At 40.1% G+C, this 25,646-nt stretch carries 36 protein-coding genes; 12 read left to right on the plus strand and 24 right to left on the minus strand.

Going from position 1 to position 25,646, the window contains the following annotated elements:
* The first annotated feature begins 95 nt into the window (after window positions 1-95).
* The 3 genes from for (at window position 96) to E3E24_RS03865 (ending at window position 3,255) form a co-directional block, all read left to right on the plus strand.
* Window positions 96-1,958, plus strand: a complete 1,863-nt coding sequence (gene for / locus E3E24_RS03855; RefSeq protein WP_167886033.1) for a tungsten-containing formaldehyde ferredoxin oxidoreductase — start codon at window positions 96-98, stop codon at window positions 1,956-1,958.
* Window positions 1,959-2,059: 101 nt separating this feature from the next.
* On the plus strand, window positions 2,060-2,290 hold the full coding sequence (locus E3E24_RS03860) for a MoaD/ThiS family protein (RefSeq protein WP_167886034.1): 231 nt from the start codon (window positions 2,060-2,062) through the stop codon (window positions 2,288-2,290).
* Between the two features lie 152 nt (window positions 2,291-2,442).
* A complete protein-coding gene (locus E3E24_RS03865) occupies window positions 2,443-3,255 on the plus strand; it encodes a hypothetical protein (protein ID WP_167885731.1) in 813 nt (270 codons plus the stop codon).
* A 44-nt stretch (window positions 3,256-3,299) separates the two neighbouring features.
* Here the strand turns inward: E3E24_RS03865 and E3E24_RS03870 are convergent, their stop codons facing one another.
* A complete protein-coding gene (locus E3E24_RS03870; protein ID WP_167885732.1) occupies window positions 3,300-4,145 on the minus strand; it encodes a class I SAM-dependent methyltransferase family protein in 846 nt (281 codons plus the stop codon).
* Window positions 4,146-4,297: 152 nt separating this feature from the next.
* On the opposite strand from E3E24_RS03870, the gene E3E24_RS03875 reads away from it, so the two are divergent.
* Complete coding sequence (locus tag E3E24_RS03875) at window positions 4,298-4,648, plus strand: hypothetical protein (RefSeq protein WP_167885733.1); 351 nt, start codon at window positions 4,298-4,300, stop codon at window positions 4,646-4,648.
* Window positions 4,649-4,812: 164 nt separating this feature from the next.
* Complete coding sequence (gene cas4 / locus E3E24_RS03880) at window positions 4,813-5,436, plus strand: CRISPR-associated protein Cas4 (protein ID WP_167885734.1); 624 nt, start codon at window positions 4,813-4,815, stop codon at window positions 5,434-5,436.
* Here the strand turns inward: cas4 and E3E24_RS13045 are convergent.
* Genes E3E24_RS13045 through E3E24_RS03900 form a run of 5 tightly spaced genes read right to left on the minus strand, consistent with a single transcriptional unit; the run spans window position 5,412 to window position 7,845 of the window.
* Window positions 5,412-5,810, minus strand: coding sequence for a TrmO family methyltransferase (locus E3E24_RS13045; protein WP_346766017.1), 399 nt, complete (start codon window positions 5,808-5,810; stop codon window positions 5,412-5,414). The genes cas4 and E3E24_RS13045 overlap by 25 nt on opposite strands.
* Window positions 5,782-6,069 carry a TrmO family methyltransferase gene (locus tag E3E24_RS13050; protein WP_346766011.1) on the minus strand — a complete coding sequence of 96 codons (288 nt, stop codon included), beginning with the start codon at window positions 6,067-6,069 and terminating at the stop codon, window positions 5,782-5,784. Before E3E24_RS13050 ends, E3E24_RS13045 begins: the two co-directional genes overlap by 29 nt.
* 4 nt (window positions 6,070-6,073) lie before the next feature.
* Window positions 6,074-6,946, minus strand: coding sequence for an MBL fold metallo-hydrolase (locus E3E24_RS03890; protein ID WP_167915673.1), 873 nt, complete (start codon window positions 6,944-6,946; stop codon window positions 6,074-6,076).
* A 33-nt stretch (window positions 6,947-6,979) separates the two neighbouring features.
* Window positions 6,980-7,528, minus strand: coding sequence for an HD family hydrolase (locus E3E24_RS03895; protein ID WP_167915674.1), 549 nt, complete (start codon window positions 7,526-7,528; stop codon window positions 6,980-6,982).
* A gap of 2 nt (window positions 7,529-7,530) precedes the next feature.
* Window positions 7,531-7,845 carry a GTP-binding protein gene (locus tag E3E24_RS03900; RefSeq protein ID WP_167885737.1) on the minus strand — a complete coding sequence of 105 codons (315 nt, stop codon included), beginning with the start codon at window positions 7,843-7,845 and terminating at the stop codon, window positions 7,531-7,533.
* Window positions 7,846-7,902: 57 nt separating this feature from the next.
* Between E3E24_RS03900 and E3E24_RS03905 the strand changes: the two genes are divergently transcribed.
* Window positions 7,903-8,469 carry an Era-like GTP-binding protein gene (locus tag E3E24_RS03905; protein WP_167915675.1) on the plus strand — a complete coding sequence of 189 codons (567 nt, stop codon included), beginning with the start codon at window positions 7,903-7,905 and terminating at the stop codon, window positions 8,467-8,469.
* Here E3E24_RS03905 and E3E24_RS03910 read toward each other — a convergent pair.
* The 7 genes from E3E24_RS03910 to E3E24_RS03940 form a co-directional block, all read right to left on the minus strand.
* Window positions 8,466-8,702, minus strand: coding sequence for a hypothetical protein (locus E3E24_RS03910; RefSeq protein WP_167885739.1), 237 nt, complete (start codon window positions 8,700-8,702; stop codon window positions 8,466-8,468). The genes E3E24_RS03905 and E3E24_RS03910 overlap by 4 nt on opposite strands.
* A complete protein-coding gene (locus E3E24_RS03915) occupies window positions 8,702-9,286 on the minus strand; it encodes a hypothetical protein (protein WP_167915676.1) in 585 nt (194 codons plus the stop codon). The genes E3E24_RS03910 and E3E24_RS03915 overlap by 1 nt, the downstream gene beginning before the upstream one ends.
* Before the next feature lie 20 nt (window positions 9,287-9,306).
* Window positions 9,307-9,750 (minus strand): ArsR family transcriptional regulator, encoded by a 444-nt coding sequence (locus tag E3E24_RS03920; RefSeq protein ID WP_167915677.1) that lies wholly within the window; start codon window positions 9,748-9,750, stop codon window positions 9,307-9,309.
* A 67-nt stretch (window positions 9,751-9,817) separates the two neighbouring features.
* On the minus strand, window positions 9,818-10,567 hold the full coding sequence (locus tag E3E24_RS03925; protein WP_167915678.1) for a hypothetical protein: 750 nt from the start codon (window positions 10,565-10,567) through the stop codon (window positions 9,818-9,820).
* Between the two features lie 47 nt (window positions 10,568-10,614).
* Window positions 10,615-11,016 carry a secondary thiamine-phosphate synthase enzyme YjbQ gene (locus E3E24_RS03930; RefSeq protein ID WP_167915679.1) on the minus strand — a complete coding sequence of 134 codons (402 nt, stop codon included), beginning with the start codon at window positions 11,014-11,016 and terminating at the stop codon, window positions 10,615-10,617.
* A 5-nt stretch (window positions 11,017-11,021) separates the two neighbouring features.
* Window positions 11,022-11,324, minus strand: a complete 303-nt coding sequence (locus E3E24_RS03935) for a hypothetical protein (RefSeq protein WP_167915680.1) — start codon at window positions 11,322-11,324, stop codon at window positions 11,022-11,024.
* Window positions 11,311-12,594 (minus strand): hypothetical protein, encoded by a 1,284-nt coding sequence (locus E3E24_RS03940; protein WP_206205308.1) that lies wholly within the window; start codon window positions 12,592-12,594, stop codon window positions 11,311-11,313. Before E3E24_RS03940 ends, E3E24_RS03935 begins: the two co-directional genes overlap by 14 nt.
* 91 nt (window positions 12,595-12,685) lie before the next feature.
* Here E3E24_RS03940 and E3E24_RS03945 point away from each other — a divergent pair, with 91 nt between their 5' ends.
* Entirely contained in the window at window positions 12,686-13,780 is a 1,095-nt protein-coding gene (locus E3E24_RS03945) for a TRM11 family methyltransferase (RefSeq protein ID WP_167885745.1), read from the plus strand.
* A 6-nt stretch (window positions 13,781-13,786) separates the two neighbouring features.
* Here E3E24_RS03945 and E3E24_RS03950 read toward each other — a convergent pair whose 3' ends face one another.
* Window positions 13,787-14,221, minus strand: coding sequence for a CoA-binding protein (locus tag E3E24_RS03950; protein WP_167885746.1), 435 nt, complete (start codon window positions 14,219-14,221; stop codon window positions 13,787-13,789).
* 94 nt (window positions 14,222-14,315) lie between these two features.
* Between E3E24_RS03950 and E3E24_RS03955 the strand changes: the two genes are divergently transcribed.
* Window positions 14,316-14,759: a hypothetical protein gene (locus E3E24_RS03955; protein ID WP_167885747.1), complete on the plus strand. Its 444-nt coding sequence runs from the start codon at window positions 14,316-14,318 to the stop codon at window positions 14,757-14,759.
* On the opposite strand, the gene E3E24_RS03960 is transcribed toward E3E24_RS03955, so the two are convergent.
* Window positions 14,722-15,117, minus strand: a complete 396-nt coding sequence (locus tag E3E24_RS03960; RefSeq protein ID WP_167885748.1) for an NfeD family protein — start codon at window positions 15,115-15,117, stop codon at window positions 14,722-14,724. The genes E3E24_RS03955 and E3E24_RS03960 overlap by 38 nt on opposite strands.
* A gap of 9 nt (window positions 15,118-15,126) precedes the next feature.
* Window positions 15,127-15,882, minus strand: a complete 756-nt coding sequence (locus tag E3E24_RS03965) for a heparan-alpha-glucosaminide N-acetyltransferase (RefSeq protein WP_167886036.1) — start codon at window positions 15,880-15,882, stop codon at window positions 15,127-15,129.
* 51 nt (window positions 15,883-15,933) lie between these two features.
* On the opposite strand from E3E24_RS03965, the gene E3E24_RS03970 reads away from it, so the two are divergent.
* Complete coding sequence (locus E3E24_RS03970; RefSeq protein WP_167886037.1) at window positions 15,934-16,731, plus strand: radical SAM protein; 798 nt, start codon at window positions 15,934-15,936, stop codon at window positions 16,729-16,731.
* Here the strand turns inward: E3E24_RS03970 and E3E24_RS03975 are convergent.
* From E3E24_RS03975 to E3E24_RS03990, 4 genes are all read right to left on the minus strand, one after another.
* Window positions 16,715-18,064: a glycerate kinase gene (locus tag E3E24_RS03975; protein ID WP_167885749.1), complete on the minus strand. Its 1,350-nt coding sequence runs from the start codon at window positions 18,062-18,064 to the stop codon at window positions 16,715-16,717. The two genes, E3E24_RS03970 and E3E24_RS03975, sit on opposite strands and share 17 nt — an antisense overlap.
* A gap of 48 nt (window positions 18,065-18,112) precedes the next feature.
* Window positions 18,113-19,462 (minus strand): GntP family permease, encoded by a 1,350-nt coding sequence (locus E3E24_RS03980; RefSeq protein ID WP_167885750.1) that lies wholly within the window; start codon window positions 19,460-19,462, stop codon window positions 18,113-18,115.
* Window positions 19,463-19,755: 293 nt separating this feature from the next.
* Window positions 19,756-20,424 carry a TIGR00703 family protein gene (locus tag E3E24_RS03985; RefSeq protein ID WP_167885751.1) on the minus strand — a complete coding sequence of 223 codons (669 nt, stop codon included), beginning with the start codon at window positions 20,422-20,424 and terminating at the stop codon, window positions 19,756-19,758.
* A gap of 79 nt (window positions 20,425-20,503) precedes the next feature.
* A complete protein-coding gene (locus tag E3E24_RS03990; protein ID WP_167885752.1) occupies window positions 20,504-20,938 on the minus strand; it encodes a DUF371 domain-containing protein in 435 nt (144 codons plus the stop codon).
* Between the two features lie 95 nt (window positions 20,939-21,033).
* Between E3E24_RS03990 and E3E24_RS03995 the strand changes: the two genes are divergently transcribed.
* A complete protein-coding gene (locus tag E3E24_RS03995) occupies window positions 21,034-21,258 on the plus strand; it encodes a hypothetical protein (RefSeq protein WP_167885753.1) in 225 nt (74 codons plus the stop codon).
* Window positions 21,259-21,345: 87 nt separating this feature from the next.
* On the plus strand, window positions 21,346-21,549 hold the full coding sequence (locus E3E24_RS04000) for a 30S ribosomal protein S17e (RefSeq protein WP_167885754.1): 204 nt from the start codon (window positions 21,346-21,348) through the stop codon (window positions 21,547-21,549).
* Here E3E24_RS04000 and E3E24_RS04005 read toward each other — a convergent pair.
* From E3E24_RS04005 to rbcL, 3 genes are all read right to left on the minus strand, one after another.
* Window positions 21,546-22,163 carry an ArsR family transcriptional regulator gene (locus tag E3E24_RS04005; RefSeq protein WP_167885755.1) on the minus strand — a complete coding sequence of 206 codons (618 nt, stop codon included), beginning with the start codon at window positions 22,161-22,163 and terminating at the stop codon, window positions 21,546-21,548. The two genes, E3E24_RS04000 and E3E24_RS04005, sit on opposite strands and share 4 nt — an antisense overlap.
* 173 nt (window positions 22,164-22,336) lie before the next feature.
* Window positions 22,337-22,915, minus strand: coding sequence for a thymidine kinase (locus E3E24_RS04010; RefSeq protein ID WP_167886038.1), 579 nt, complete (start codon window positions 22,913-22,915; stop codon window positions 22,337-22,339).
* A gap of 125 nt (window positions 22,916-23,040) precedes the next feature.
* Window positions 23,041-24,372 carry a type III ribulose-bisphosphate carboxylase gene (gene rbcL, locus E3E24_RS04015; RefSeq protein ID WP_167885756.1) on the minus strand — a complete coding sequence of 444 codons (1,332 nt, stop codon included), beginning with the start codon at window positions 24,370-24,372 and terminating at the stop codon, window positions 23,041-23,043.
* A 462-nt stretch (window positions 24,373-24,834) separates the two neighbouring features.
* Between rbcL and hpkB the strand changes: the two genes are divergently transcribed.
* On the plus strand, window positions 24,835-25,038 hold the full coding sequence (gene hpkB / locus E3E24_RS04020; RefSeq protein ID WP_042680281.1) for an archaeal histone HpkB: 204 nt from the start codon (window positions 24,835-24,837) through the stop codon (window positions 25,036-25,038).
* 83 nt (window positions 25,039-25,121) lie between these two features.
* Here hpkB and E3E24_RS04025 read toward each other — a convergent pair whose 3' ends face one another.
* Entirely contained in the window at window positions 25,122-25,625 is a 504-nt protein-coding gene (locus tag E3E24_RS04025; RefSeq protein WP_167885757.1) for a metallophosphoesterase, read from the minus strand.
* Window positions 25,626-25,646 lie beyond the last annotated feature (21 nt).

Here is a 25,646-nt window from a genome sequence, read left to right on the forward strand (position 1 = left end):
TAAATGTTTGCATTTTCTCAAAACAGAACGGTTAAAGATTTTTGTGAACTCAAAGCTTTTATAGAATTTTATCATTATGAAATATGGTGATTTCTATGAAAGGTTGGTGGGGCAGAATTTTAAGAGTTGATTTAACTAACAACAAAGTTAAAGTGCAGGAGTATTCTCCAGAGGTCGCTCAGCTTTTCATCGGTGGTAGGGGGTTAGCTGCAAAGATTCTCTGGGATGAAGTTAAGGGTGTTGATCCTCTAAGCCCAGAGAACAAGCTCGTTATAGCTGCTGGACCTTTTAATGGCCTCTCGACTCCAAGTGGCGGAAAGCTGGTAGTTGCCGCAAAGAGCCCGCTCACCGGTGGTTATGGTGACGGTAACTTAGGGACAATGGCAACTGTTCACTTGAGAAAAGCTGGTTATGATGCCATCGTTATCGAGGGCAAAGCTAAGAAGCCCGTATATTTGTACATTGAAGATGATAACGTGAGCATCCTCAGTGCTGAGGGACTTTGGGGACTTGACACATTTGAGACTGAAAAGAAATTGAGAGAAATACACGGCAAAAACGTTGGTATATTAAGCATTGGACCCGGTGGAGAGAACTTAGTTAAGTACGCTGTCATCATGTCTCAAGAAGGCAGAGCTGGTGGAAGACCAGGTATCGGTGCTGTAATGGGTTCAAAGAAGCTCAAGGCAATCGTAATCAAGGGTACAAAAGATATACCCGTTGCTGACAAGGATGAGCTTAGAAAGCTTAGCAAAGAGGCTTATGAAGAAATCCAAAGCAAGCCAACCTATGAGTTCTGGCACAGGCAGGGAACTATGGCTGCAATTGAGTGGACAAATGAAAATTCTGCACTGCCAACATACAACTTCCAAGACGGTTCATTCAAGTTCGCAAGGTCAATTGATGGATACACCTTAGAAGGAATGAAAGTCAAACAGAGAGGCTGTCCATATTGTAATATGCCATGTGGAAATGTTGTTCTCGATGCTGAAGGCCTTGAGAGCGAGCTTGATTATGAGAACGTCGCTTTGCTAGGTTCAAACCTCGGAATTGGACAGCTCAACAAGGTTGCTACTTTGAACAGACTCGCTGATATGTACGGTCTTGACACCATTTCCCTTGGCGGTTCAATAGCATTCATCATGGAAGCGGTTGAGAGAGGACTTCTCAAAGAAGGTCCAACATTCGGAGACTACAAAGGAGCAAAAGAGCTCGTCAAAGAGATTGCATTCAGGAGCAGCGAGCTTGGAAACTTTGCCGCTGAAGGTGTAATGAGAATGGCTCAAAAAGTGGAAGGCGGAGAGAACTTTGCAATGCACGTTAAAGGATTAGAAGTCAGCGGATACAACAGCTATATCTACCCAGCAATGGCATTAGCTTTCGCGACCTCATCAATAGGTGCCCACCACAAGGAGGCATGGGTCATTGCTTGGGAAATTGGTACAGCACCAATTGAAGGAGAGCAAGCAAAGAAAGTTGAATACAAGATTACCTATGGCCCAGAGAAGGCCGCAAAGGTCATTGAACTGCAGAGATACAGAGGTGGACTCTTTGAGATGCTCTCTGCATGTAGATTGCCATGGATTGAGCTTGGATTGAACATTGATTACTATCCAAAGCTCCTCAAGGCAATAACTGGAGTTACATACACATGGGATGACCTCTTTGCAGCAGCTGACAGGCTCTATGCATTGATTAGAGCTTACTGGGTTAGAGAATTCAACGGCAACTGGAGCAGAAAGATGGACTACCCACCAAAGAGATGGTTCATCGAAGGACTCAAGAGCGGACCATACAAGGGCAAGCACCTTGAAGAGGACAAGTACGACAAGCTGCTCAGTGAATACTACAAGATGCGCGGCTGGGACGAGAGAGGAATCCCAACTAAGGAAACACTTCAGAAGCTCAAGCTTGATTTCGTCATCCCAGAGCTTGAGAAAGTCACAAAGCTTCAGTGATTTCTCTCTATTTCTTCGTTTTTCTCAATGTTCCCTTGAAATGCTGGACGCAGTTTAAAAACTTTTTAAATTCCAGTGCAAATCTCCTTTAGGTGATGCTCATGATAAGAATTAAGCTCATGGGGGCTTTGGCCCATTTAGCTGAATCCAACGAAGTTTACGTTGAGATTGATAAACCGAAAACTGTTGATGAGATTTTAAGAGAGGTAATCAAAGACTATGACAAGCTTCACGACAAGATAATAATGGTAAACGGAAAGGTTGCGAGAGGAGATGCCATAGTCAATGACGGTGATGAAATAAAGGTAATGCCGGTACTAAGTGGTGGCTGAGATGGACGAGAGACTAAAAGCTTGCAAAAATTGTCGGTGGTTTGGCCCAATTGATTCCTACTTTCTTACCCAAGGAATATGTAGAAAGCACATGAAAACAACCCACATGAACGCTATTTGCGATGACTGGGAGCCGTTATGGGGTAGCAAAGATGGAAATAGCGAAAGTTAAGGGGCTTAGATTTAAAGTTCCAAAAGATTCATGGTTCAGCTTTTTTGACACTCCATATCCTGCTCACAAGCTGGGGACAGCCGTTGATGTTTATTTTTATGAGAAAGCTCTTTTTCCATTTGAAGAAGGAAAGCTTCTGGAAATTAAGAAAGTTAGGACTCCACAATACGTTCCCATTAGGGAAGACTATCTCACGATTTTTCAAGTTGATGATTTTTGCTTAAAAGTCCTTCATATTAAACCCAGCATTAAAGTTGGGGAGAAAGTTTATCTGGGAGATGAAATTGGCAAATTAATTGTTTCAGGCTTTTTTAGACCGTGGAGTGATAAGCACGCTCACTTTGAGCTGAGAGATTGCAAAGATAGATACAGGGCAAGGGGAGGCTTTTTAATGCATCCAAAAATTCTAAAACTCGTGCCCACAATTAAAGGAAACGAGTTTGAGGTTGTTGAGAAAGCTGAACACTACTACTGGCTGAGGTCTCTGAGGAGAGGCGAGAAAAATCTAACGCCCTTATCTTTTGATGGCACTCCAATTGAAGGCGGCTTGCCTCACTACCACTATGGAGCGGTTTTTGGCAAATTAAAAGAAGTTGAGATTTTTGAAGCAAAGTTTTCAGTAAGTCAAGAGCTTCCCAACGGAGTTGGAATTTTTAATGCCGATTTCCAGATATTTGCAAATGGGCAGAAAGTGAGAGGCATAGGGGTTTACTGCAACCAAGAAAGGATAAAGCTGATTGGGGGAGAGTTTGAGGTTGGGGATGTTGTAGAGATTAGGTTTCTTAAAAAATAACAATTATAACGCCGATTATAATAATCATGGTTATACAAACGTCCTTACTTCTTATACACCCTCACATCCAAAACGACATGCCAAACTCCAGGGGCATAGCGTTTGATTATCCTGCTTTCCAAAAGCTCAGCCTCATAGCCATATTCTCTTGCTACTCTCTCAAATGTTGCAAAAGGCTCTTTGGGCATTAATTTTTCAGGAACAGTGTTGTGATAGTGGATTACTGCATCATCTTTCGCAATCTCCAGAGCCTTTGGAATGAATTCATGAGTTTTAATCACATAGCCCATAAGAATTCTGTCTGCAATGTTCTCTCCAGGAAACTCTCTATTATCGATGTTGTAAGCAGTCATTCTATCTTGAACTTTATTGAGCTCAATGTTCTCTACCAAGAACTTGAACGTGTATGGATTTTTCTCAATTGCAATAACCTTGGCTTTGCAGTGCTTTGCTATTGGGAGCGAGAGGTGCCCAATTCCAGCAAACATATCTACAACAAGCTCATTTGGTCTTGCTATGCTTGCCATTCTAACCCTTTCCTTAACATTAGCTGGAGAGAACATCACTCTTGCCACATCAAGCTTGTAGAGAATACCGTTCTCCTTGTGAACCGTTACCGTGTCTTCGCCGTAAATAACCTCATAATGAGGCTCTCTAAATTCTCCCAAAATCCAGCCTTTCCTTAAGACGGTCTTTACCCCCAAAACTTCAGCATAAACTTTGGCTATTTCGTATTTGTACGGCAAAAGCTCTTCTCTAAGCGGTAGAATCAAAACATCCCCAATTTGAACCCAATGCTTAGGGAGAAGATCAACTAACCCTTGGGGAAGCTTTTTGCTTAGTATCTCCCTTATTCGAGGTTTTATGAGTTGGGTCTTTCTCTTCTTCATCAAATGTAAGCTCCTTGTGAGATGTTTAAAACTCTTTGGTATCATAAATCCTTCGTAGTAACTTGTCGTTTAGGCAAAAAGCGATTGAAAAAGCTTAAAAAGGGAGAGGCCTAATAAGAATAATGAGAACCAATCGGAGGTAGAGTTAAACAATGGATGAAGAAGGCTCGAGTAGTTTTTGGTTTATGAAGATATTTAAATCGAAGAAAAAAGATGGAGTTCTGGAGCAAAAAATCACAGAAGATGCCTATGAAGATTTGAGGGCTCTTTTAATGAGGGCAAAGCCCGAAGTTGAGAACGATAAAATTATTCTGAAACTACCTCGTGGCGATGTTATCTTAACAAAGGACAAGCTCAGGATAGTTGCAAAAAGCAGAGAAGACGCGGAGAAAATTTTAAGGAATCTGCACCATTACTCAATGCCTCCAGGAATTTGGCCGGCTTATGGGCTGAGCTATTCTATAAAGAGAGATTCTGCTGTTTTGAGAAAGAGTAAAGCATGATTTTTAATTTTTTACCCTGTTTTTCCGCTCTTTTATCTTACCCTAAAGGTTTTAAGCTAAGCTTTAGATACTCTATTCAGCGGATGATGGGCCTTGCCCAGTCTGAGCGGTGATGACGTCGGTATTAGCTGACGCTACTTTAGCTTTCACTAGGAGGCAGAGCAATGAGCGATGAGCTGCTTGAGTTCTATGCAAGTGAGGCTTTGACATGCCCTCGTCGAATATACTTCAGACTCAAAGGGTATCCCGAAAAGTGGCCAGAATTTGTCAAAGTTAGACTAAATCAAGGTGTTAAGACTCATAACATTTTGGGTGAAATTTTAAGCAGAAGGTTTGGCTTTGAGCTTGAAAAGCACATGATTCTCCGCTCTTCTCGTTTGGGTTTTGAGATTCACGGAAGAATTGATGCCTATCGGGATTTTCCCATCGAAATAAAAGGCAAAACTTCCCTCCCAAGGCTCCCCTACGAATATCACCTTGCCCAGCTGAACATCTATCTAAGATGGGCTGAAAGCGAATATGGTTATCTTTACTACATAAAGCTTGACGAGAATCCCCATAGAGTTTTGAAATGGATAGACTTTTCAAACTTCCCAATAGTTAAGGGGAAAAACTTCAAGGCCTTTGAAATTCCCTATGACGAGAAGCTGTTTAAGGAAACCGTAAAGCAGTTCTACATGGTAAAAAAGCATTATGAAAAAGATAAACCTCCAGAGGGATGGAAGAACTATATGTGCAAGTTCTGTCCCTATTATTACATCTGTTATGGGAATGGCTTTGAACTCTGAGATTTCAATTTGTCCTTTATCTCCACTGGCAACTTTTCATAGACTTCCTCAAGCACTTTTATAAGTTCTACAAGCTCTTTAGCTGTAAGATGCGTTGTCTTGGCCCCCAACTCCACAACAAGAGCGATATATTCCTCTGGAGAAACTTCCTCAAGCTCATCGAGATGCTCGCTTACCCTTGGAATTAAATTGAGCCCACCTATCTGCCGTGCGTTTCCAATGTCCAGCTCCCATTCCTCGACTTTTCTTCCTGTTGAACAGTCTAAACGCTCAACAAAGATTTTTATATCAGCTATTGGCGTCCCATCATCAGCATCAATCCAGTCAACATAAATTCTGTTCTCTTCAATTCTGTGAATTTGAACCGTATAGATGGCTAAAGGATTTAGGCCTCACTGGAGAGCGGGTAGCGAAAACTCCAGTTAAGGGATTTTGCGGATTGTTGTATGGGTGAACTTTCAAGATTTGCCGCTTTTCTGGGGTGTCGCTTTTATGAAACCAGAGAATAAGCTTAATCCAGTCCCCCTCATGTAAGCCGTCAATGGCATCCTTAAACTCAGGAAAGATTTCTAGAATCGTCTCCACTTTATCCTTTCTCACAATTCCAACTGGTGTGATTTTAAACTTCTCCATGCAATCACCTCACTTTCCACTTTAAATCATTCTTAACAACAGCTTCAATCATTTCTTTGTTATAGAGCTCTGCTATAAATGCCCTTATTGAGACTTGGTTTAAAGCTAATGTTTGAGGCGTTACTTTTGCCTTAAACTCCTTAGCTAAATGATAGCTCAGCTCACTTATGCTCATTGGCTTCTCTAACAGCTCTAAAATTTTCTTTTCAGCCTCTTCAACTCTCTGAAGATTGAACTCAAGCAGCTTTTCGGCTTCCTCCCCTTTGACGGGCTTTCCATGAGATGGTACCAGCAGAAACCCTTCAATTACATAATTATATAATTGCATAATTGAAGCTTTAAATAATTCAACATCAACTAAATAGGGAACTCCAACAGCTTGGATTATCCTTTCCCCAAGGAAGCTGTCCCCTGCATATATAACAGCGTTTTCTTCATCCATAAACCCAGTCATTCCTGGTGAATGGCCGTTGAGCTTAATTGTATTTAATCCAAAGAGCTCATCATTCCATTCAAAAACGGCATGCACCTTTACCTCATGGGGAAACTGAAACACTAAGAATCCCTTAGGAGCTTTTGAGCCAAACGTTAAAAGCTCTCGGTTGAGGGGACTTTCAGCAATCGAAAACTCAAAGCGATGCATGAAAAGAGGCTTATTAATCCTTACAGCCACGCTTATATGGTCAGCATGCCCGTGGGTTGCCAAAAGAGCTTTAGCCTCGCTTCCGAGCTTTCTAACTTCTCTCAGCAAATCTTTATGCCTCCCACTTCCATGTCCAACATCAACAAGAACAGCTTTCCCATCATAGAGCTTTATCATGGTTGAAGGACTTCCAGGATAAAGATATAAGTCTTCACCTAGCTTTCTCACTCCCATAAAATCACCGAAAAAATTATGCATTAGAAGTAATTAACCTTTCCTAAGCTTTTCAATTTCGTTAATGAGTTCTCGAAAGTGTTCACAGAATTCGCTTTTCTTTAAATACTCAAGAGCGGACCAAAACTCATCAAGATCCCTAAAGCCAGCTTTCTCATATTCATACGCCTGAAGAACCATCTCAAGTTTATCTGCGAACTTAACTAACCTCCCCTCTAGACTGCTCTCTTCCTCATACTCCTCGAACAGCTTGAAATACTCAAAACTTTTGTCTCCGACCTCAAGTAAAAGCTCCATAACAGCCTTTTTTTCAGCTTTCTTCTTGTCTATGTATCTTTGAGCTTCCAGGGGAAGATCAGTTATCTTTGATTCCCCTAAATCATGAAGAAGAGCAATCTTCAAAGCTTTCTCAACATTAATGTTAATGCCTTTCTCTTTAAGCTCATCAGCCAATAAAAGAGTAATAAACGCAACCCTAAAGCTGTGGTCTGCCACACTTTCCGGATTTGGGATTCCTCTAAGCAGCCAACCCATTCTCGGCAGCCTTTTAAGCTTCCCTATCTCAAGAAAAAGCTTAATCATAGCTACTCCTCCGAGACGTACAATGCCTTTTCAGTCTCTATAGCTCTCGCTATTATGCCGTCACCAACGAATCTGCCATAAACTTTTACTTGATCTCCTATGCCAATATACGGAGTTCCAGAAAACTCAATTTTCAATCCATTTATCCGGAAGGTGGTCCTATAACTGGGCAATTCCATGGGAAGGAACTCTATGGTAGGCTTATCCTCTATAACTCCTTCAAGGACAACGTTTTTGCCACGAAACTTGTTATCCTTTAAATCATCGGGGAGAACAATGTAATAGTAGTGATGACCAAACTTTACTCTCTTTGGCATCTCAACCACCTTTACACTTATATTACTCCCTTGGTGATATAATTATAGGTGAGAGGGATGATAAAGGTTGCGATCATTGGTGCTGAGAATGTTGGTAAATCTACGCTCATGAATGCGCTCCTTGGGAAGAAGGTCTCTGAGACTGCTGAGATTCCAGGAACCACAAAGAGCATCATAAGAAAGACATTTGGAAAGGTGAAAATCCCAAAGAGCATGAAGAATCCATTCGGGGGAGCTGATGAATTCGTTTTAATTGATACGGCAGGTCTTTTTGATCCGCAATATGAGTTTAGAGGCAAAGTCCTAAGCGAGGAGAAGTTTAAGGAGATTTTAAATGAGATAACGTCATCTGACATCGTTATTCATATGATTGATGCTCAATATGGTCTGCATAGGGGAATGGAAAAACTCCATCACTTGCTTAAATTCAGATATGAGAAGCCGATAATTGTCGTAATTAACAAGATTGACTTAGTCCCAAAAGAGAAAGTCGAAGAACTTAGACAAATCGTGAAAAAGCGCCTAGAACAAGAACCTATACTTCTGTCTTTAGTCACATATGAAGGATTTAACGATCTGCTGAAAGCACTCGTGTATTATGCACAGTACGCAAAGAAAAGCTAGGTTCTCTTAAAACTTGAATATTTTGAAAATTTAGCTAGAGTTTTTAGCGAGATAATTTCATCCAACAGAGCATACTCATTTGCAAGCTCTTCAGCCAGCTCATTAGGAATGCCATTCCTAACTAATGCCCTTTTAAACTTTCGTCTGCTTCTCCGTATCGTCCTCTTAATTCCAGCCAGATTCCACAAAAACTTTGGAATCAAAAACAAAAGCCGGAAAAAGGAAAGGATCATCACAGCTCCTCCTCAAAGTCTTCGCTCACCTTCCTCTTCCCGAGCTTTTTCAACTCTTCGAAATCCTTTATTTTGCCCATTTTTTCTTTCATGAATGCAGCGATTAATGTCTTCACTATGTTCATACTTTCCATATACTCCTTTGTAAGCTCAAAGGCCTTATCTGGATCCATTCCCGCTGCAACAAGCTCTTTATAAAAGTTGGCAACATTTTTACCGAATTTTTCAGCTTTGTCTGGGTCGTATGCCTCGTTTATGAGCTCCTTAATTGGACCAAATATTGAGTCCATTATCTTTGGCAAGCTCTCTGAAAGGACACCCATAACTTCTTTGAGTTCTTGAATGTCCTCCTCATCTCCTTTGCTCTTCTCATATGTCTTGAGCATCTCTTTAAGCATCTCAATTTTCTTTTCTATAACCTCTAAATCCTCTTCGCTTTTTGCCTCTTTGAGCTGTTGTGTGAGATCCCTTATTGTTTCTTCAATCAGTTTTTTTACCTCACTTTCGCTATCCACGGCTTTTTCCATAACCTCGAAGATTTTCTTCTTCATTTCTTTTTCAAACTCTTTTTCATCAAACTCCATCTCAATCACCTCGATAATTATTATTTCCGCTCAAACCTAATTGGGATTCCGATTAAATCAAACCACTTATTGATCACTTCTTTTCTCAGCGTGTAGCACTTTCCTTTCTCGCCCTCTACTTCTTCGAAAACGTTGAGCTTCAAAAGGAGTTCAACTTTCTCTCTAACAGTATTTCTCGAGCCTTTTCCACGCCTCGCTTTAAGCTCCCTCGCTATCTGACTTATGTTCGCTTTTTTAAGGTCAAATACTATCTTAACTATCTCCCTCGCAATTGGATCATGCTTAATTTCTGGAATTACAATATCAATGCTGAGTTCGCCATATTGTGCGTAAATGTTTATTAGTCTAAGATAGTTCTGGGCTAATTGGGAGACAAGCTCAAAGCTCCTCATTAGCTCGTTCATGGCTTTTCTTAATGTCCTCAGCTCCTCTGCAAGCTTCTCGACATCTTTGTCTTCTGGCATCATTGCTCCCAATAATTAATTGGTTGCTCACTTCATATAGGTGTTTTGATTAAAAATGAGCAAAAAATCAAAGAATCTCTATGCCTCCCCGAACGACCCAATATCTAAAGCTCTTAAGCTCAAAGTTGGGAAGGATAGACTTTGTTATCCTGAGCTTTCCCCCAATTCTATTTTCCACTTCATGCGAGCTTATTGAGATTACTTGATCAGCTATGCTTGAAAGCCACGCAGAAAATCTTGGGGACACTTCGTCCTTGTTAAGGAAGTAAATCCTAGTTGGAAATGAGATGCCCTTTTCAAGTTTAAGCTTCTCATTGAATGCCATTGATTCCTCTATGATTTCCATGTATCTTTCTTCACCGATCCGCATTGCAAATGCGCCAGTAGTGAAAATAGCACCTATTGAGTTTTCTATTTGGGCTGGGGTTAGCAACTTTTCAAAGAGTTCGACCATTTTTGGAATGTATGTCTTTGGATCAAAGCTCCCAAATTGTTTAACTCCTTCGTATGGATACTTGATGTCATACTGCGAGCCGAACACATCGAGTATCTTAAGTCTGCCTTCTCTTAGCATAACCTCTGCGTTCAGCCCTACTATCGAAAGGCGATTAAAGAGCTTTGAGAGTGGGTATCTGTGGTTAATCAGAATACCCAGATCCTCATTGTCAATCCTATTTTTGAATATCTTAAGACCTAAAATCCATCCAGCAGAACCGTTTAAATCACTTTCATAAGAGACTACAATGAGACCTCCTTTAACAAGCCCTCCTCCCAATGCTAAGTCCAGCTCAGGAATCCCAGTAGAAATTACCTCCATGTATTTCACCTAGGTATAGTACCACTACCAAGTAAATAAGGATTTAGCTAGCAAGTGCATAGTTTAACAAGAATTTTTCTAAGCCTTGGACCATCGAGTTCAACAAACAGAATGCTCTGCCACGTTCCCAGCTCTAGTTTTCCGTCTTTAATTGGAATTGTGATACTTGGATTCAACAGGATTGCCCGCAGGTGGGAATGGGCGTTGTTGTCAATTCTATCATGCTTGTATCCCTTTCCTCTTGGAGCAATGTTTTCCAGTAGCATTTCAATGTCTGAAAGGAGTCTCTTTTCATTTTCATTTACAATCAAGGCCGTTGTTGTGTGTTTTGTGAAAACTACTGCAATGCCCTCTTGTATGTTGCTTTCTTTCACAATTTTTTGGACCTCTGATGTTATGTCAATTATCTCAAACTCCTTGTTAGTATGGATCTCAATTTCATAAATCATTAGCATCACCTTGATACAACATGGATAAGGGAATTTTTCACGTCTTTCAGTATGTTCTTATCCAGAGAACTCCTATTCTGAAGACAATATCGGAGAATGGCTATCTTCTCAAATGCATTCAGCAAGTTATCATCTTTTGAACCCAAAGCAAGCTGGCGGAGCATAAGGTACATCTCCTCCACAGTATCAGTTAAAAGTATCTTATCATTAAAGATATCGTCATTTGTAAGGATCCTGTCTACAAGTCTCAATACAAACTCAACTTTTTCCTTTTTCTCAGCTCCTGTGAGCTTGTCAAGGATTGGCATTTACAACACCTCTTTTCTCAAGCTCTTGATTAACAACTTTTACAAGTATTTCAGATATCAATATCGAAGACAGCTTTGGATCCTCAACATGAATCACCAAATCGAGGGCATCTCCAATCTGATTGTTCTTAAGTAAATAATGTGCAATGTCTCCAAGTGCCAAGGATCTAAGCCTTTTATCCCTTAATCTACCCGCTATGCGTGCTGCATCTACTATTCTGTCCAGCTTAAGGTAGTATTGGACAGCCTTCACCAGAGCCTGCTCTGACTCAATATTTTCAGAAATATACTTAGCAATGTCAAGGTACTCTTCTAGGGGATGGTCAATTAGATAGTTCATAACTACCTTACTAGCATACTCGGCATCTTTTGAACCCAATGCCTGAAGGTAAGGGATAACAATTTTTGGACGTCTTTGGAGTAATATCCTCATGACCTCTTCAAGCTTCTGCTTTCTATCGTTTACAAATTTAAGGGCTACTATTGAATGGTCAATATCTCCATTTACAGCAAATACAACCGCCAAATCCTCCTTTATGTCAATGTCATACTGTTCAGAAATGTTTATTGCCACATTAAGGAGTTTTTCTGCATATTCCTTGTCGAGGTTCTTGTGCTTGAGATAAAAGAGAACTTCCTTAACAGTCTGCTTAAGCCAATATTTATTCTTCAGTTCTCCAATCATCAAAATTGCCCTCTCATATTCGCCAATTTTAAGATAGGCCTTTATAACTTCCGCTATTGCGTACGATCTGTACGGCTCTTTTGTTATGTGTTCTAAAAGCAAGTTTATTTTCCTCATTCTGTGAAGCACTCTAATTTTCTCACCAACTAAGTTTTCCAAGTGATTCTTAAGAATTTCAACAAGGATTTCATTCATCAATTTTTCATTTGAAATCTGGGTAGCATAATAAAAAGCCTCATCAACTTCATTGAGCTGGAGCATATATGCAACCATTTCTTGAAATATCTTATCTCGAACTTTTTTTGGAAAGTTTGCAACATCTTCAGCAACTTGTCTGAACATTTTCTTGGAGGACTTTATGTTTGCCTCTCCGAGATAGAATGCAATAGCCAAAAGAGTCCTCAAAAGTTCAATAGGATCGTCTATCTCGCTCACTACATCAAGGGCTCTCTTGAATGCCTTTTCATACAACGGATTTTTAGCCTGGGCTAATCTCGCCCCGAGTCTCGCATAAGTAACAGCCTTTAGGTAAGGATTCTGAATGACCTCAACAGTGGCAAGGGCTTCTTCAATAAGCATAATCATCACCAGATCTGATTTATCTCTGTTTAGACGTTAATCTTTATTAATCTTCGGTTGCCAAATCTTTTTAAATAGTAATTTCCAGCTTCAATTCATGTATGCAGTAATCTTAGGGAAAAATCCCAAGCTTAGTGAGGCTGAATTTCATGCATTTGCTAACAGATTTGAACTTAGAGTTAAAATCATCGAGAGCTCTCACAACTGGATAGTGTTCGAAAGCTCCAAAAAGATTGAACATCTCTTTCATAAGTTAGGCGGTTCGCTGAAACTTGTGAAGATAGTTGGTGAAGGGGAAGACTTTATCCAAGAACTTACATATTCAAAGCTTTTTACAGTTAGCATCTACGGGAAAGAGGACTGGAAGCTCTGGAGAAAGCTTGGAAGCCAGATAAAGAAAACCTTCAAGAGTGAAGGTTCCGCTAAATTCTTTAAGCCAGCCAAGGTCTATGCTATGCCCTCTGAACTAATTCTAAAAGGATTCCCAGAGACAAAGGATTTTGTGTTCATCTATGGAGAAAAACTCTGGGTAGGAGAGACGATAAAAATTACCGACCCATTTGAGCTGAAAAAGCTTGATGTTGAGAGACCAGTTCAAAGGGCCATTTTTTCAATCCCTCCTAGATTAGCGAGGATAATGGTTAATCTGACAGAGGTTAGACAAGGAAATTTCTTGGATCCTTTCTGTGGCATTGGAACAATAGTTCAAGAATTTCTTCTTCAAGGGCTAAATGCATATGGAAGCGACTCAGATCCCAGGGCAATTAAAGGGGCAAAGGAGAATCTGAAGTGGTTGAAGAAAGAATTTAGAGTCAAAAAAACCGCTCACCTAGAAGTGTGTGATGCTAGAAAGCTTAAACGCTGCTTTAGAATTAAGTTTGATGCCATAGTTACAGAGCCCTGGCTGGGAAAACCCCTCAAGTATAATCCCACAAGGGGAGAGGCCATACAACTGGCAAATCAACTTGACCGCTTTTACTATCAAGTTTTTGACAGTTTTAGAGAGGTGCTTAAAAGGAATGGGAGAGTTGTATTTGTATTTCCAGCATACAAGCTCAAGGATGGGAGGATATACAGGAAAGAAAGAAAATGGCTGGAAAAACTTGGCTTTGAAGTCATAGCAAAGTACACAGATTTTGAGGAAAGACACAAAGTAGTTAGAGACATTCACGTGCTGAGATTTAAAGGATAATACTAGCTACAAATCTCCAAACAGCCTTTCGTGCTCTTGCTTTATGCATCTATGGGCAACTGCAGTAAGCCCAGCTTCTTTTGCCTTTTTGAATGCGTTTCTGTTATAGGTATAGAATTGGAACCACACAACTTTGGCTCCCTTCTTTATTGCTTGGTCAACGATCTCTTCAGTGAATTCAGGCCTTACAAATATATCAACGATGTCAATGTCTCCTGGAATATCAAGCACTGAAGGATAGCATTTTCTTCCAAGCACTTCATCATATTTCGGATTGACTGGTATCACATCATAGCCGTGTTCTAGAAGATAGCGCATAACAGTGTTTGCGTCTCTTTCAGGCTTTGGAGAAGCCCCAACTAAGGCAATTCGCTTGTATTTTGTGAGAATCTCTCGAATGTCATCATCTGTTAACCTATCTAGAGGCATCTTCTTGACCATAAAATCACCTGAAACTGATTTAGCATGAATGGATAAAACTATTGCGGTGATAATATTTAAATTCATGAAAACTTTTTCATTAATGGGTGGTAAAATGCTCTATGAAGAAAAGGTATCAAGCAAGTGGATTCTCTCCCTGATTTTTATGCCAATCATGATTTCAGTTCTCTTTGGTATTTGGGCTACTTATCAGGCAGGAGAGGACATTAGAATTCCGCTTGCTGTTGGTGCGCTTGTTATTCCATTAATAATTGATGGATCTTACATGAGAATTCAAATTGACGATAGGGAAATCAGAATTAGGGGAGCGTTAGGGTTGATAATACGTAAAACGATAAAGCTTGAAGACATTATAAGCTTTGAAGTTCACGAGGGATGGATGAGTTGCCCTGGATTCATTCACTTCAATATGCCCGCAAAAGGCTGTGTTGTGTTGAACACAAAACGATGGAGCGTCTCATTTTCAACCAACAATCCAGAAGAGATCGCTCAAGTATTAGCTACTCTCGGCATTCCACGAGAAGCTTCAAACCTTTAGCTCCCACAACTTTTACCTTCTCTCCAGCTTTTGCCTTTCCGTTTATGCATTCTGCTATCCAATATTCATTTCCAATTTTCACAACCCCTTCAGGAGTTAAATCCTCAACAACAAGTGCTTCCTTTCCTATTAATGCCTCGATGCCTACTTCTGCCTTTTTCCTTAAAATCTGTCCGAAAGATGGCACTATTGCGATGTCTTTTATGATGAGAAGTGCTATAACAGTAACAGACAATGCTAAAGGAACTCTAATCCCCGCAGATGGGAGGATTACAAGCAAAAATATCCCAGCTATAATCTCGTCCATCATCAAAAGTACAAGCCTTAGCATGTCTTTTAGCATCTCTTTTAGTTTCATTTAACCACCTCACAGGCTTAAATTTGGCAAGGAACCGTAAATTAGCAGTAATAATCCCACAAGAATTGGCTGATGAATTATGTAAACCTTAAGAGTATTTCTCCCAGCCCAGCATATGAACTCAACCGGCATCGTTTTTGGAAAGTTCAAGTTAAACCTTCTCATCCCATCTGGATAGAGAAGAGAACCTATAGTCATGCCGAGCAAATAAACGCCAAACCAAGGGAATATTGGAAAGTAATCAAGCGTGAAAAATTCAGAGGGTATTATGCCCATAGGGAGCAGGAGGAGAGAGTTAACAGTTATTCTAGAGACAATTAGACTTCCCAACAAAAAGAATACTGCAAAAAAGATGTTCTTCTCTCTAAAGCGATAAAAGGGGATTGCCAACAAACTAGCAACTCCAAGGAAGTGAAGAACTCCAAAGTATATCGTTCCAGAACTTAGGAGAACCTTTGTTGTGATTGTTATAAGAATGCCCAATCCAAAGAGCTTTGCAAATCTCTTCAAGTACTTCTTATATGGTCTTGGGTTTTTCTTTGTGCTTCGTGAATAGCTTATCCAAAATGATAGCCCAGAAATAAAGACAAATATCGATGCTGTTGTATAGGCAAAAATTCTCCAAAACATCTGATGCTCTGAATAATTGAGAAAATACTGCAAATCGGTGATAAAGTTCGAAATAACCATCATTATGATTCCAATTCCTCTTACAAAATCCACCTCCCAAAAGCGTCCAGAGGAATAAATTTGACTGCTAAACATCTGTATCAAAAATGTATTAATCCCCTATGAATATTTAAGTTTGTGGTGCGTGTGAGGATAATAGAAACAAGAGTCAAAAGCATCTACACAAAAAGCAGAATTCCCGGTGTTGATTACGTTATCAATCAATATGTTGGATGTCAATTTGCCTGTAAATACTGTTATGCAAAGTTTATCTGCAAGTGGAAGCCTTACGGAGAGTGGGGAACCTGGGTTGAAGTAAAAGTCAACGCTCCAGAGCTTTCAAGAAAGTATGTAGAGGGAGAAGTTGTAATGTCAAGCATTTCTGATTCTTATCAGCCAATTGAAGCAAAAATGAAACTAACACGAAAGGTTTTACAAAATATGAGCAAGCGAATAAACTTAAGCATCCTTACAAAGTCCCCTCTTGTTATGAGAGACATTGATATTTTTAGGCAGTTTAAGAACATTGAAGTTGGTTTGACAGTTAACAGCTTTGAAGGAAAAGAAAAGAAGCTTTTTGAGCCTTTAGCTCCAATTCAGAGGGCAAGAATTAACGCTCTAAAAGTTCTCCATGAAGAAGGAATAAAAACATACGCTTTTATAAGTCCCATAATTCCAGAGGTTACAGATGTTGAAGCAATTGTTAGGGAAACAAAATCCTTTGCAGACCACTTTTTCTTTGAGGTATTAAACTTAAGAGCAAGCGGAAAAGAGTTCCAGCAGATTTTGAGAGATAACTATCCAGAAAGCTATGAAATTATGGTTAATGATGAAAAGTTTTGGAGATTCATAAAGCGACTAAAAGAAGAAATTAATAGGTTAAATGTAAAAACAGAGGGGATTGAGGTGCATAAAAGAGGATGGGAGTTTATTCAACTCCAATAACGGCTATGAAAATCGAATTAACATTCGTCCTTGTTGGTCCTGTAATGAGCAAAGCTTTCGCCTTTTTCAAGGCATCGTAAGCGTTGTGCAATGATAAGTATTCCTCAACGTCAATCCCCTCTTTTTTCAAAACATCGAGAGTGTAACTGTCAACTAATCCTCCAGCAGCATCTGTGGGACCGTCAGTTCCATCTGTATCCATTGCCAAAACTGCCGTCCCTCTCAATCCAGAGATTTTCCTAGTTATGCTCAAAGCAATCTCTTGATTAGGACCACCTAAACCGGCTTTTCCTAAAATCGTAACTGTCGTTTCTCCCCCAGCTATCAGAACTACGGGCTTCTCAAAGGGTCTGTTTCTATTATAAACCTCTTCTATAATTGAGCCCAAAGCTAAAGCAACATCTTTTGCTTCTCCCTCAAGTGTCGTCGTTAAGATGTACACTTTTAGACCAAGCTTTTCCGCTTTCCTCTTTGCACTCTCACAAGCTATTGAAACACTACCGAGTATGAAGTTGTAAACATTGGGCAAATCCTCTTTGAGTGTCTCCTCAACTTCCCCTTTGAGACCTTTCTCTATGTGTCTTTTTACGCTCTCTGGAACCTTATCCCATATCCCATAGACTTTCAAAATTCTATAAGCATCTTCAAAAGTCGTTGGGTCTTTAACCGTTGGTCCAGACGCTATTGCTTCTAAAGGATCTCCGACAACATCTGAGAGAATCAAGCTTATCAGCGTTCCTTTCACAAGTTTAGCCAATTTTCCACCCTTGACCTTTGAAATGTGCTTTCTTACGGTATTAATTTCATAAATTTTTGCACCACTCCTCAGCAAGAGTTCATTTGTCTTTATTTTATCTTCTAACCTTATTCCATCTTCTGGCAAGCAGAATAAGGCTGAACCGCCACCAGAGATGAGAACCAGAAGAATATCATCTTTGCCAACCTTTTTAACAAGTTCAACACCAGCCAAAGCACCTTTCATTGAGTTTTCATCTGGTATTGGATGTCCAGCTTCAATGACCTTTATTTTTTTCAATGGAAGTGCATAGCTATACTTTGTAACAGCAACTCCTTCCTCAAGTTTATCTCTGAGAATTTCTTCAACAGCTTTGGCCATCGAACAAGCAGCTTTTCCAAAAGCCAAAACGTAGATTTTGCCTTTAATTGGGAACTCTTTTCCATTAACAATTATCTTCTCATCTTCCGTTTTCAAAGCTCTTTTAACTGCCTCATAGGGGTCTGAACTTTTTATCGCTTCTTCCATCAGAGTTAGAGCTATTTCTCTAGCCGTAACGTCACCATAACTTAGAAGTTCGTCTTTGTTAATATTCATAAGCCACCACCAAGTAAAATTTGGAAAAAGAAGTAAAAAGCTTTGGGCTCAAAGCAAAATTGCACCCATTATCAGGATTACTATCGCTGCTACAATACCCTCAACGAATGTTGCCACGGTCTGAAGTCTATATCCTTGTGTAACATCCATGTTTGAGAACTGTGTAACTACCCAGAAATAGCTGTCGTTTGCGTGGCTTACAACCATTGAACCTGCACCGATGGCAAGAACCGTTAATGCCCTTCCATATGGGGAAGCAAGACCAAGTGAAGGCAACAGTGGTGCTAAAAGAGCTGAAGTTGTTATTATTGCCACTGTTGAGGAACCTTGAGCAGTCTTTAAAAGTGCTGCTATTATGAAAGGTAGAAGCAAGCCAAGATGATATGATGAGAGTGTTGTTCCTATGTAATCTCCGATTCCAGTTTGTCTGAGAACGTATCCAAATGATCCTCCAGCACCAGTTATCAAGATTATAACGGCTGCATTTTTTAATCCTTCTGCAACCCAGCCAGTTGGTCCATATACATGCTCATCAAGCTTATCAACGAGCTTAAATGACAACAGAACTCCCAAGAGAAGGGCGGTTATTGGATGTCCGATGAAGTCGAAGAATTCTTTTGCCATACCAGTGCCAAAGGGGTGAGATGGGAAGTCTGCTATTGATTTTAGAACTATTAGAATTATTGGAACTACCAGAGGGGCAAAAGCCCATTTTGCTGGTGGGAGCTTTCCGTATTTCTTAATTAAATCCTCGTATGATTCCTCTATATCTGGTTCGATATCTATCTTGCTGCCAACTTTAAGGCCATAGTACAAACCAGCTAAAGCGGCGGGAATTGATGCAATAAGTCCAAGCAGGATAACCAGCCCAAGGTCTGCATTTAAATTAGCGGCGGCAGCAATTGGCCCAGGAGTTGGTGGAACAAGAGTATGTGTAGCGTACAATCCGGTACTTAATGCCACAGCTGTAACTGCTAATGATATTCCAGCTCTCCTAGATAACGCTTTGTTCAATGGGGAAAGAATTACAAATCCAGAGTCACAGAAAACTGGAATTGAAACTATGTATCCTATGATACTCATTGCGTGAGGAACTCTGTGTTTTCCAACGACTTTTAGAACAGCTTCTGCCATAGATATTGCTCCTCCAGATTTCTCTAAAACATAACCAATTATGGTACCTGCAGCAATCACTATTCCAATGGACTTTAAAGTTCCACCAAAGCCAGCCGCAATTGCATCCACTGTTTTTGCAAGTCCAAGGCCTGAGAATATTCCTACAAAGTACGCTGCTGCTAGCAAAACTAAAAATGCATGCACTCTGTACTTTCCTGTAAATAATATAATTAACACTACCGCTATTGCCAACAACAATAACAAAATAGAGCCAGGAACCATTGAGTTCCCCTCCTGCCCATAGAGGGCGTCTATCTATATGCACAATATCATATATAACAGTTACGATTAGGAGAGAATTATTAATATGTTCATAACAAAATGTCACATTATAGCGTAAATAACCCAACATATGCATACAGGAATATAACACAAATTTTGAAAGATTTTAAACAATAATACATAAAGTTATACCAAATATTTCATAATATTTGTAAAATTTATCGGCCCAATATTAGCCCAAACGAAATAACTGATTTAGACAAAATCTAGGAAAAGATAAATAACAAGAATCCTCAATCCAGCATTCCCAAAATCTTGTCAACCTCGTTTGCTATCTCAACGTCAAACAAGTATATCGTTGGTAAAAGCCACCAGAGGCGGTAGTTGTGTATTTTATTCTCCTCCCCGTAATATTGGAATACAAACCTACCAAAGCCTGTCAAATCTCTGTGGATGTCTCTAACTTCTCTGAGAACTCTTCTAACTTTTGGCGGATATTCTTCATGAGGTATTGGAATGCTTTTTGTAAACACATTATCCTTGTAAAAATCTGTAGTTAATCCTACGCTGTTGACATACTTCAAAAGCTGCTTAAACTTCTTTGCTTCCCAGAAGCGCTTAAGGATCAGCCTTGGGTCTTCCTTTGCCAGAGGAAATGTCTGCTCGTCCTCTTCGAGCCAGAAAACGAGATAAGGCTGCCCTTTCTCAATGATAATCTTAGCTAAAAGTCTTGCATTTGAAGGAATCTCCTGTTGTGTTTCTGTGATGTGATACTCCTTTCCTTTCACGGTGTATGTTTCTCCTTCCTCCCTTTCTCCTGCCCCTGAAACGAAGTAAGCCCTCTCACCTTCTATTGTTCCTAAATGCAAATCATAACCCCATGCTTTTAAATCTTTGAACTTAAATCTCCTTTCTGCTGGCACTACTCCAGAGTTCTCAACTATATAGTACCCCTCAAGCATTTTTCTTCACCAAAAGTTAATAAAAACTAAGGGATATTTAAATCTTTGGTCAGCACTTAAAATCCTCATCATCTTTTCATCAGCGCTGCGCGGGGTCATCATCTATGATTAGCTCAATGATGGCTTTTTGATTTGGATTTTTTAATTTTTCAATTATTCTTCTATCAATATCTTTAGCCGCTTTGTTTGCCTTAATTGCAAGGGTTCGTCCATCAACATAGGTGCTTTTTCGTATGACCATTGAAACATCGTTTTCAAAAGTTAAACACTCATCTCCAGAGGCTATGATTTCATCAACAAGATCATCAACAACAATCCTAATTCTGATCTTTTTCCCGGATTTAAGGGCTTTTTTAAACTCATCGCTTAAATCTCTGAGGGCCTTATCAGCCTTAATGCAGATTATGCAGTCTCCTTTGGGAGTCAAAAAGTCTTCCCTTGTAATCTCCAGAGTTGATTTGTGAGTCGCTTTAACGTTTTTGTGTCCATAGCAGTGGATTGTTTCCTTCAGCATGGTTTAAACTCTAGCTGGAGATTTATAAACATAGCACCCCCCAGAGAGCAAGATATTAAAGGGAGTAGCAATCTATATGATAGTGGGATGATACTATGCGAAGCTTCCTGACCGTAGTAATCTTCCCTCTATTTTTCGGGCTCTTCGCGATTTTAACAGTTTACGCCCTTGTACGCTACGGAATCCTTGCTGCTGTCTTTGCAATAGGGGGATTTGGTGTGTTGCCGTTTCTCGTGAGAGGAGCTAAGGGAGCTATAAGAAAGAGACGCAAGAATGAGTTTGAAGCTGAGGCCGAGAAGTACGGCATTAAAGTTTATTAAGCCAGAAGTGAATTCCACGAAAAGTTTAAAACGGATTTATTTGATTGAGCTATTGGACATAATGTCAAGATTATCGGAGGGATGAAAATGGGGAACATAAGGCAAGGTTTCATTAAGAGGGTCGCGAGAGAGCTTTTAGATAGGTATCCAAACGAGTTTACAACAGACTTCGAGCACAACAAGAAGAAGGTGCAAGAGCTGACAAATGTCACAAGCAAAACAATTAGAAACAGAATTGCTGGTTATTTAACAAAATTAGTTAGGATGAAGCAAGAAGGGAAGATACTTTAAACGCTGTACAGTTCTTTCTTTATTCTTTTCAGTTCATTTATGAATTCTTTTGGCAAGAATGGTTCAATTTCTTTTAACAGCTCGTCAAACTCTTTCTCGCTTTCTTGAGCAATTCTACGCATTAAGTTCTCTATGTAGGCCTCTGCAAGTAATCTTACCTCCTCTAGCTCTTGCTTAGCCCTCATGTGTTCGCTGATTTTTTCCTCAATTTCTCTCAGAAATTCTGCAAGTTCTCTGATCTTTGTCTCTACTGGTTCCTGAGACTTAATGAGTTCCTTTGCCTGCTCATACTCCGCTGTCTTTCTTGGAGCCTTTGGTTCGTACATCTCTGTTCCAAATAGGTAAGGCGTCAACAGAACTTCAAGTCTAAAGCCCCTCTTGATTGTGTAATACTTCCTTGGTCTGCCACGTGGTATCTTCTCAACTCTCCCTTCAATCAGTCCAGCTCTCTCTAAAATCCTCAAATGCTCTAGAACTGCTTTTTGTCCCACACCAAGCTCTTGAGAAAGCTCGCTAACAAAATAGGGTCTCTTGGTGAGAAGTAAGAGTATCCTACGCCTAGTTTCATTTCCCAACACATCCAACAACTTTCCCATCTCATTATTTAACACCATACTCTCACCCCCACTTATCTAACTTAATGTTAGAAAAGTTTAAACTTAAGCTTTTCGGTTAAAGAAGCAAAAGCAAACTTTAATGCCAAGTATAATTTTGGAGAAGCAAAATTGAAAAACTAGTATTCCCGGAGCAATCATCAAGAATAAAGAGGACTATGAAAATTAAAGTGCTAAGGGACTACATGATGCCTCCTACATCTTGCTTCATAACTTTCAAGTCCACCAACTAAAATAACTGGGGAATCTCTTGGCGCTGGCTTTCCATCAATCAAGCGCTGACTCCTCGTTGCTGGTGCTCCACAGACGGTGCAGATTGCCGTTAAGTAAACTATGTTGTCAGCTCTAACTAAAAGTTCCTTGGTAACTGGAAAAGGATCGCCTTTAAAATCAAGATTAAGCCCGGCGGCAATTACATAAACCCCCTCATCTGCTAATTTATTTAGGGTTTCAACAATTGGGAGAGGGAAAAATTGAACTTCATCAACACCTATAACTTCAAGTTCTTCTCTTTTTGTTATGTCATAGATCATCTTAACTCCTTCTTCTGTGGTTGGAATGACATACGCCTCATATCTCAAACCGTTATGAGCTACTACTTCACTTTCGCTGTATCTGTTGTCTATTGACGGTTTAAAGAGTGCAGCTTTCCTTTTTGCAAACATCTGCCTCTCAATTCTCTTTATAAGCTCTGTAGTCTTGCCAGCAAACATTGGACCAGTTATGACTTCTAAAAATCCCTCTGGATGCATTTGGCTCACCAAGCTAGATGAGATGCAAGGAGTTAAAACATCTTTTCCCTCAAATTTTGACAGAAAGGCAACTTGGAACGAAAAATATTGAAGGTTGTATAAACATTTAGAAAAGAGAAGAAAAGTCAAACCGGAGTCACATGACCCCACTTCTCCAAAGCCCTTGCAAGCTCCTTGTGGGTCTTTGCGTATTCGTCAAGAGGTATTCCCTGCATTATAGCATCTAAAGCCTGCCTTACAGCCATTGCTCCAGCCTTCGGCCCATCTGGGTGTCCAAGGGTTCCACCACCGATCTGGAGGACAAGCTCAGTGCCAAGAGCATCTATGACTGGCTCGAGGTTACCTGGGTGAAGTCCACCAGAGCTGACGGGCATTGCTGGCTTTATGTGATAGAACTTCTGCTCGAGATGGAAGACATCATTTTCATCTGGGACGTAGTGTTTCTCTCTAAAGACTCTCGCAAACTGTATAACTTCCCATTTTCCACCTTCAAGCTTTCCTGCTCCAGCTGTTCCAACATGGAGCTGGTCGAGGCCTATAACTCTGTAGAGCTTGGCTAAGACAAACATTGAAATGCCGTGGTATTTGTTTCTAGTAAATGCAGCGTGCATTGCTCTGTGAGCATGTAAAGCGATGCCATAATCTTCAGCCAAATCCCTAATGTACTCCAGAGCTCCCCAGCCTGTAACAACCACATCAACCATTGCATGTGGATTGCCGTAGTCTGCAAGGATTTCCAATCTGCGCTCCATCTCCCTTATGTCAGCTGTTATGTTGGCAAACCAGCTCTTCTTTTCTCCAGTCTCGTTTTCGACCTTTTCAATAACCTTCATGATGACCTCTGCTCTGTCCTCGAAGCGGTTGTACCATGGACTGGTTAGGTTTTCATCGTCCTTGATGTAGTCCATTCCTCCGCTGAGCAACTCATAAGCGAGCTTTTCAAGTTCTTCTGGAGAATAGCCGACTTTTGGCTTGGGCACAGTTCCCACAATTGGTCTATCTTTGATGCCAAATATCTTTCTAACTCCTTCAACACCGTGAGCTGGACCGCTGAACTCTCTTAAAAATCTCTCTGGGAGGTAAATATCCTCAAGCCTCAATCCCTTAACACGCTTCATTCCAAAGACGTTTCCAGCAACTGAAGCCAGCATTCCAGGCATGTTGCCCTCTTCAAAGAGGTGAACGGGATATGCTATCCTAACAATCCAGCTCCCATCACCCATGTCATGGAAGTAATATGCTTTGGCTGACATATCCTCCCATCTCTCCTGCTCATACCATGGATACAAGCTGGTCCATGTTCCTGTAGAACTCTCAGCGGCAACAGCTCCGGCAGCGTCTTCAATGGTGAAGCCTTCTGCAGGGGTTATTCTAAAAACTGCTATCAAGTCTCTCTTTGGATTTGGCTCATATTCCTTATCTACATATTTGTCATATATCTCAAATTTCTCAGGCATTTTTGCTCCCTCCTATTTTCAAGTAATTATAGAATCATATTGATGCATATATAAACATTATTGGTCAAAAGTGCTGAAAATTAGAGAAAGATAGCTTTCTTGTTAAATCAAGTATTACCATTGGAACTTAAATGTGACATTGAAGTTATATAAATGGTAATATCTACAACTTTAATCACAAGATAGTTTAACTACTTATAACATAATATTGCATAAAACACTTGCAGAAAGAGGGCTATCCACTAAAAAAGGCTACCTTGACCAATATCAATGTAGAATAACAAGCCCAGAAATTTCCAAACTTTGTGCTATCCAAATTATTTTGCCTAAACTCTCAATAAATATAAGAAAGATGAGCCGATAGTCAATGGAGAACGGTGCTTTTCCGAAAGGTTTATATAGGACTTCTTTCAAAGAATAAAATGCAAATATTAACAAAACAACTTTAAGGAGGTAGGGGAAATGGCTGAGTTACCAATTGCCCCAGTTGATAGATTGATTAGAAAGGCCGGTGCACAAAGAGTTAGCGAAGAAGCAGCCAAGCTCTTAGCCGAGCACCTCGAGGAGAAGGCTATTGAGATTGCAAAGAAGGCTGTTGACCTCGCAAAGCACGCCGGCAGAAAGACAGTTAAGGCCGAGGACATCAAGCTCGCTATTAAGAGCTGAAGTCATTTTTCGTTCTTTTGACTTTTTCTGTGTTTTGTGTTTTTAAGTTTATGCGTCTTATTCAATGTAGCTGTTCTTTTAAGTCAAATCTTCCACAAATCCACAACTTCTACTCTAAAACTGGAGTTTTTAATTTTTGCAACAACAAAAGTTGGGCTGTTCATTCTGGGCAAAGTAGGAGAACCAGGATTCAAAAGGGCTATCTTTTTTCCAATGAATTCATAAACATCATAGAAAAATCTGTGAGTATGCCCAAAGACTAAAACATCAACATCCATATCGAGAGCTTTATATTTCAAAGTTTGAGTATCCAAAGAAAGAAACTGATGCCCATGCAGAATCCCAATTCTAATATCTCCGACCTCAATAATCTTCTCTTCAGGTAAATTTAGAGTGTCTGTGTTACCTTTTACAGCGATGACCGGGGCTATTTCTTCCAATTTTTCGAGGACAATTTTCTCATTTATGTCTCCAGTATGGATAATAAGCTCAACATTCTCTTCGCTGAACTTTTTAAAAATTAAATCAGGAATGTAAGAGGCCTTGTAGGGATAATGAGTATCACCTAAAATACCAACGGCAACCATCGGCGAGGTCCCCTCTCATCA

This window comes from Thermococcus sp. LS2, from assembly GCF_012027375.1.
Classification (GTDB): Archaea; Methanobacteriota_B; Thermococci; order Thermococcales; family Thermococcaceae; genus Thermococcus_B.

What these genes read in the sequence shown, in the direction of transcription:
- E3E24_RS03985 (WP_167885751.1), bottom strand. Translation starts at nt 20,424, where the DNA reads ATGCTTGAGGGGTACTATATAGTTGAGAACTCTGGAGTAGTGCCAGCA.
- E3E24_RS03910 (WP_167885739.1), bottom strand. Translation starts at nt 8,702, where the DNA reads ATGATCCTTTCCTTTTTCCGGCTTTTGTTTTTGATTCCAAAGTTTTTG.
- for (WP_167886033.1), top strand. Translation starts at nt 96, where the DNA reads ATGAAAGGTTGGTGGGGCAGAATTTTAAGAGTTGATTTAACTAACAAC.
- E3E24_RS04010 (WP_167886038.1), bottom strand. Translation starts at nt 22,915, where the DNA reads ATGCATCCAGAGGGATTTTTAGAAGTCATAACTGGTCCAATGTTTGCT.
- E3E24_RS04005 (WP_167885755.1), bottom strand. Translation starts at nt 22,163, where the DNA reads ATGGTGTTAAATAATGAGATGGGAAAGTTGTTGGATGTGTTGGGAAAT.
- E3E24_RS03890 (WP_167915673.1), bottom strand. Translation starts at nt 6,946, where the DNA reads ATGGGAGTGAGAAAGCTAGGTGAAGACTTATATCTTTATCCTGGAAGT.
- E3E24_RS03900 (WP_167885737.1), bottom strand. Translation starts at nt 7,845, where the DNA reads ATGCCAAAGAGAGTAAAGTTTGGTCATCACTACTATTACATTGTTCTC.
- E3E24_RS03975 (WP_167885749.1), bottom strand. Translation starts at nt 18,064, where the DNA reads ATGAATATTAACAAAGACGAACTTCTAAGTTATGGTGACGTTACGGCT.
- E3E24_RS03940 (WP_206205308.1), bottom strand. Translation starts at nt 12,594, where the DNA reads ATGATTATGCTTATTGAAGAAGCCCTTGCCACTGTTGAGGTCATTCAG.
- E3E24_RS03995 (WP_167885753.1), top strand. Translation starts at nt 21,034, where the DNA reads ATGCGAAGCTTCCTGACCGTAGTAATCTTCCCTCTATTTTTCGGGCTC.
- E3E24_RS03915 (WP_167915676.1), bottom strand. Translation starts at nt 9,286, where the DNA reads ATGGAGTTTGATGAAAAAGAGTTTGAAAAAGAAATGAAGAAGAAAATC.
- E3E24_RS03875 (WP_167885733.1), top strand. Translation starts at nt 4,298, where the DNA reads ATGGATGAAGAAGGCTCGAGTAGTTTTTGGTTTATGAAGATATTTAAA.
- E3E24_RS03950 (WP_167885746.1), bottom strand. Translation starts at nt 14,221, where the DNA reads ATGGTCAAGAAGATGCCTCTAGATAGGTTAACAGATGATGACATTCGA.
- E3E24_RS03935 (WP_167915680.1), bottom strand. Translation starts at nt 11,324, where the DNA reads ATGCCAATCCTTGACAAGCTCACAGGAGCTGAGAAAAAGGAAAAAGTT.
- E3E24_RS03905 (WP_167915675.1), top strand. Translation starts at nt 7,903, where the DNA reads ATGATAAAGGTTGCGATCATTGGTGCTGAGAATGTTGGTAAATCTACG.
- E3E24_RS03920 (WP_167915677.1), bottom strand. Translation starts at nt 9,750, where the DNA reads ATGCCAGAAGACAAAGATGTCGAGAAGCTTGCAGAGGAGCTGAGGACA.
- E3E24_RS03945 (WP_167885745.1), top strand. Translation starts at nt 12,686, where the DNA reads ATGTATGCAGTAATCTTAGGGAAAAATCCCAAGCTTAGTGAGGCTGAA.
- E3E24_RS03925 (WP_167915678.1), bottom strand. Translation starts at nt 10,567, where the DNA reads ATGGAGGTAATTTCTACTGGGATTCCTGAGCTGGACTTAGCATTGGGA.
- E3E24_RS04025 (WP_167885757.1), bottom strand. Translation starts at nt 25,625, where the DNA reads ATGGTTGCCGTTGGTATTTTAGGTGATACTCATTATCCCTACAAGGCC.
- E3E24_RS03895 (WP_167915674.1), bottom strand. Translation starts at nt 7,528, where the DNA reads ATGATTAAGCTTTTTCTTGAGATAGGGAAGCTTAAAAGGCTGCCGAGA.
- E3E24_RS04000 (WP_167885754.1), top strand. Translation starts at nt 21,346, where the DNA reads ATGGGGAACATAAGGCAAGGTTTCATTAAGAGGGTCGCGAGAGAGCTT.
- E3E24_RS03960 (WP_167885748.1), bottom strand. Translation starts at nt 15,117, where the DNA reads ATGAAACTAAAAGAGATGCTAAAAGACATGCTAAGGCTTGTACTTTTG.
- E3E24_RS03870 (WP_167885732.1), bottom strand. Translation starts at nt 4,145, where the DNA reads ATGAAGAAGAGAAAGACCCAACTCATAAAACCTCGAATAAGGGAGATA.
- E3E24_RS03955 (WP_167885747.1), top strand. Translation starts at nt 14,316, where the DNA reads ATGCTCTATGAAGAAAAGGTATCAAGCAAGTGGATTCTCTCCCTGATT.
- cas4 (WP_167885734.1), top strand. Translation starts at nt 4,813, where the DNA reads ATGAGCGATGAGCTGCTTGAGTTCTATGCAAGTGAGGCTTTGACATGC.
- hpkB (WP_042680281.1), top strand. Translation starts at nt 24,835, where the DNA reads ATGGCTGAGTTACCAATTGCCCCAGTTGATAGATTGATTAGAAAGGCC.
- E3E24_RS03865 (WP_167885731.1), top strand. Translation starts at nt 2,443, where the DNA reads ATGGAAATAGCGAAAGTTAAGGGGCTTAGATTTAAAGTTCCAAAAGAT.
- rbcL (WP_167885756.1), bottom strand. Translation starts at nt 24,372, where the DNA reads ATGCCTGAGAAATTTGAGATATATGACAAATATGTAGATAAGGAATAT.
- E3E24_RS13050 (WP_346766011.1), bottom strand. Translation starts at nt 6,069, where the DNA reads ATGGAGAAGTTTAAAATCACACCAGTTGGAATTGTGAGAAAGGATAAA.
- E3E24_RS03930 (WP_167915679.1), bottom strand. Translation starts at nt 11,016, where the DNA reads ATGATTTATGAAATTGAGATCCATACTAACAAGGAGTTTGAGATAATT.
- E3E24_RS03860 (WP_167886034.1), top strand. Translation starts at nt 2,060, where the DNA reads ATGATAAGAATTAAGCTCATGGGGGCTTTGGCCCATTTAGCTGAATCC.
- E3E24_RS03980 (WP_167885750.1), bottom strand. Translation starts at nt 19,462, where the DNA reads ATGGTTCCTGGCTCTATTTTGTTATTGTTGTTGGCAATAGCGGTAGTG.
- E3E24_RS03990 (WP_167885752.1), bottom strand. Translation starts at nt 20,938, where the DNA reads ATGCTGAAGGAAACAATCCACTGCTATGGACACAAAAACGTTAAAGCG.
- E3E24_RS03965 (WP_167886036.1), bottom strand. Translation starts at nt 15,882, where the DNA reads ATGTTTAGCAGTCAAATTTATTCCTCTGGACGCTTTTGGGAGGTGGAT.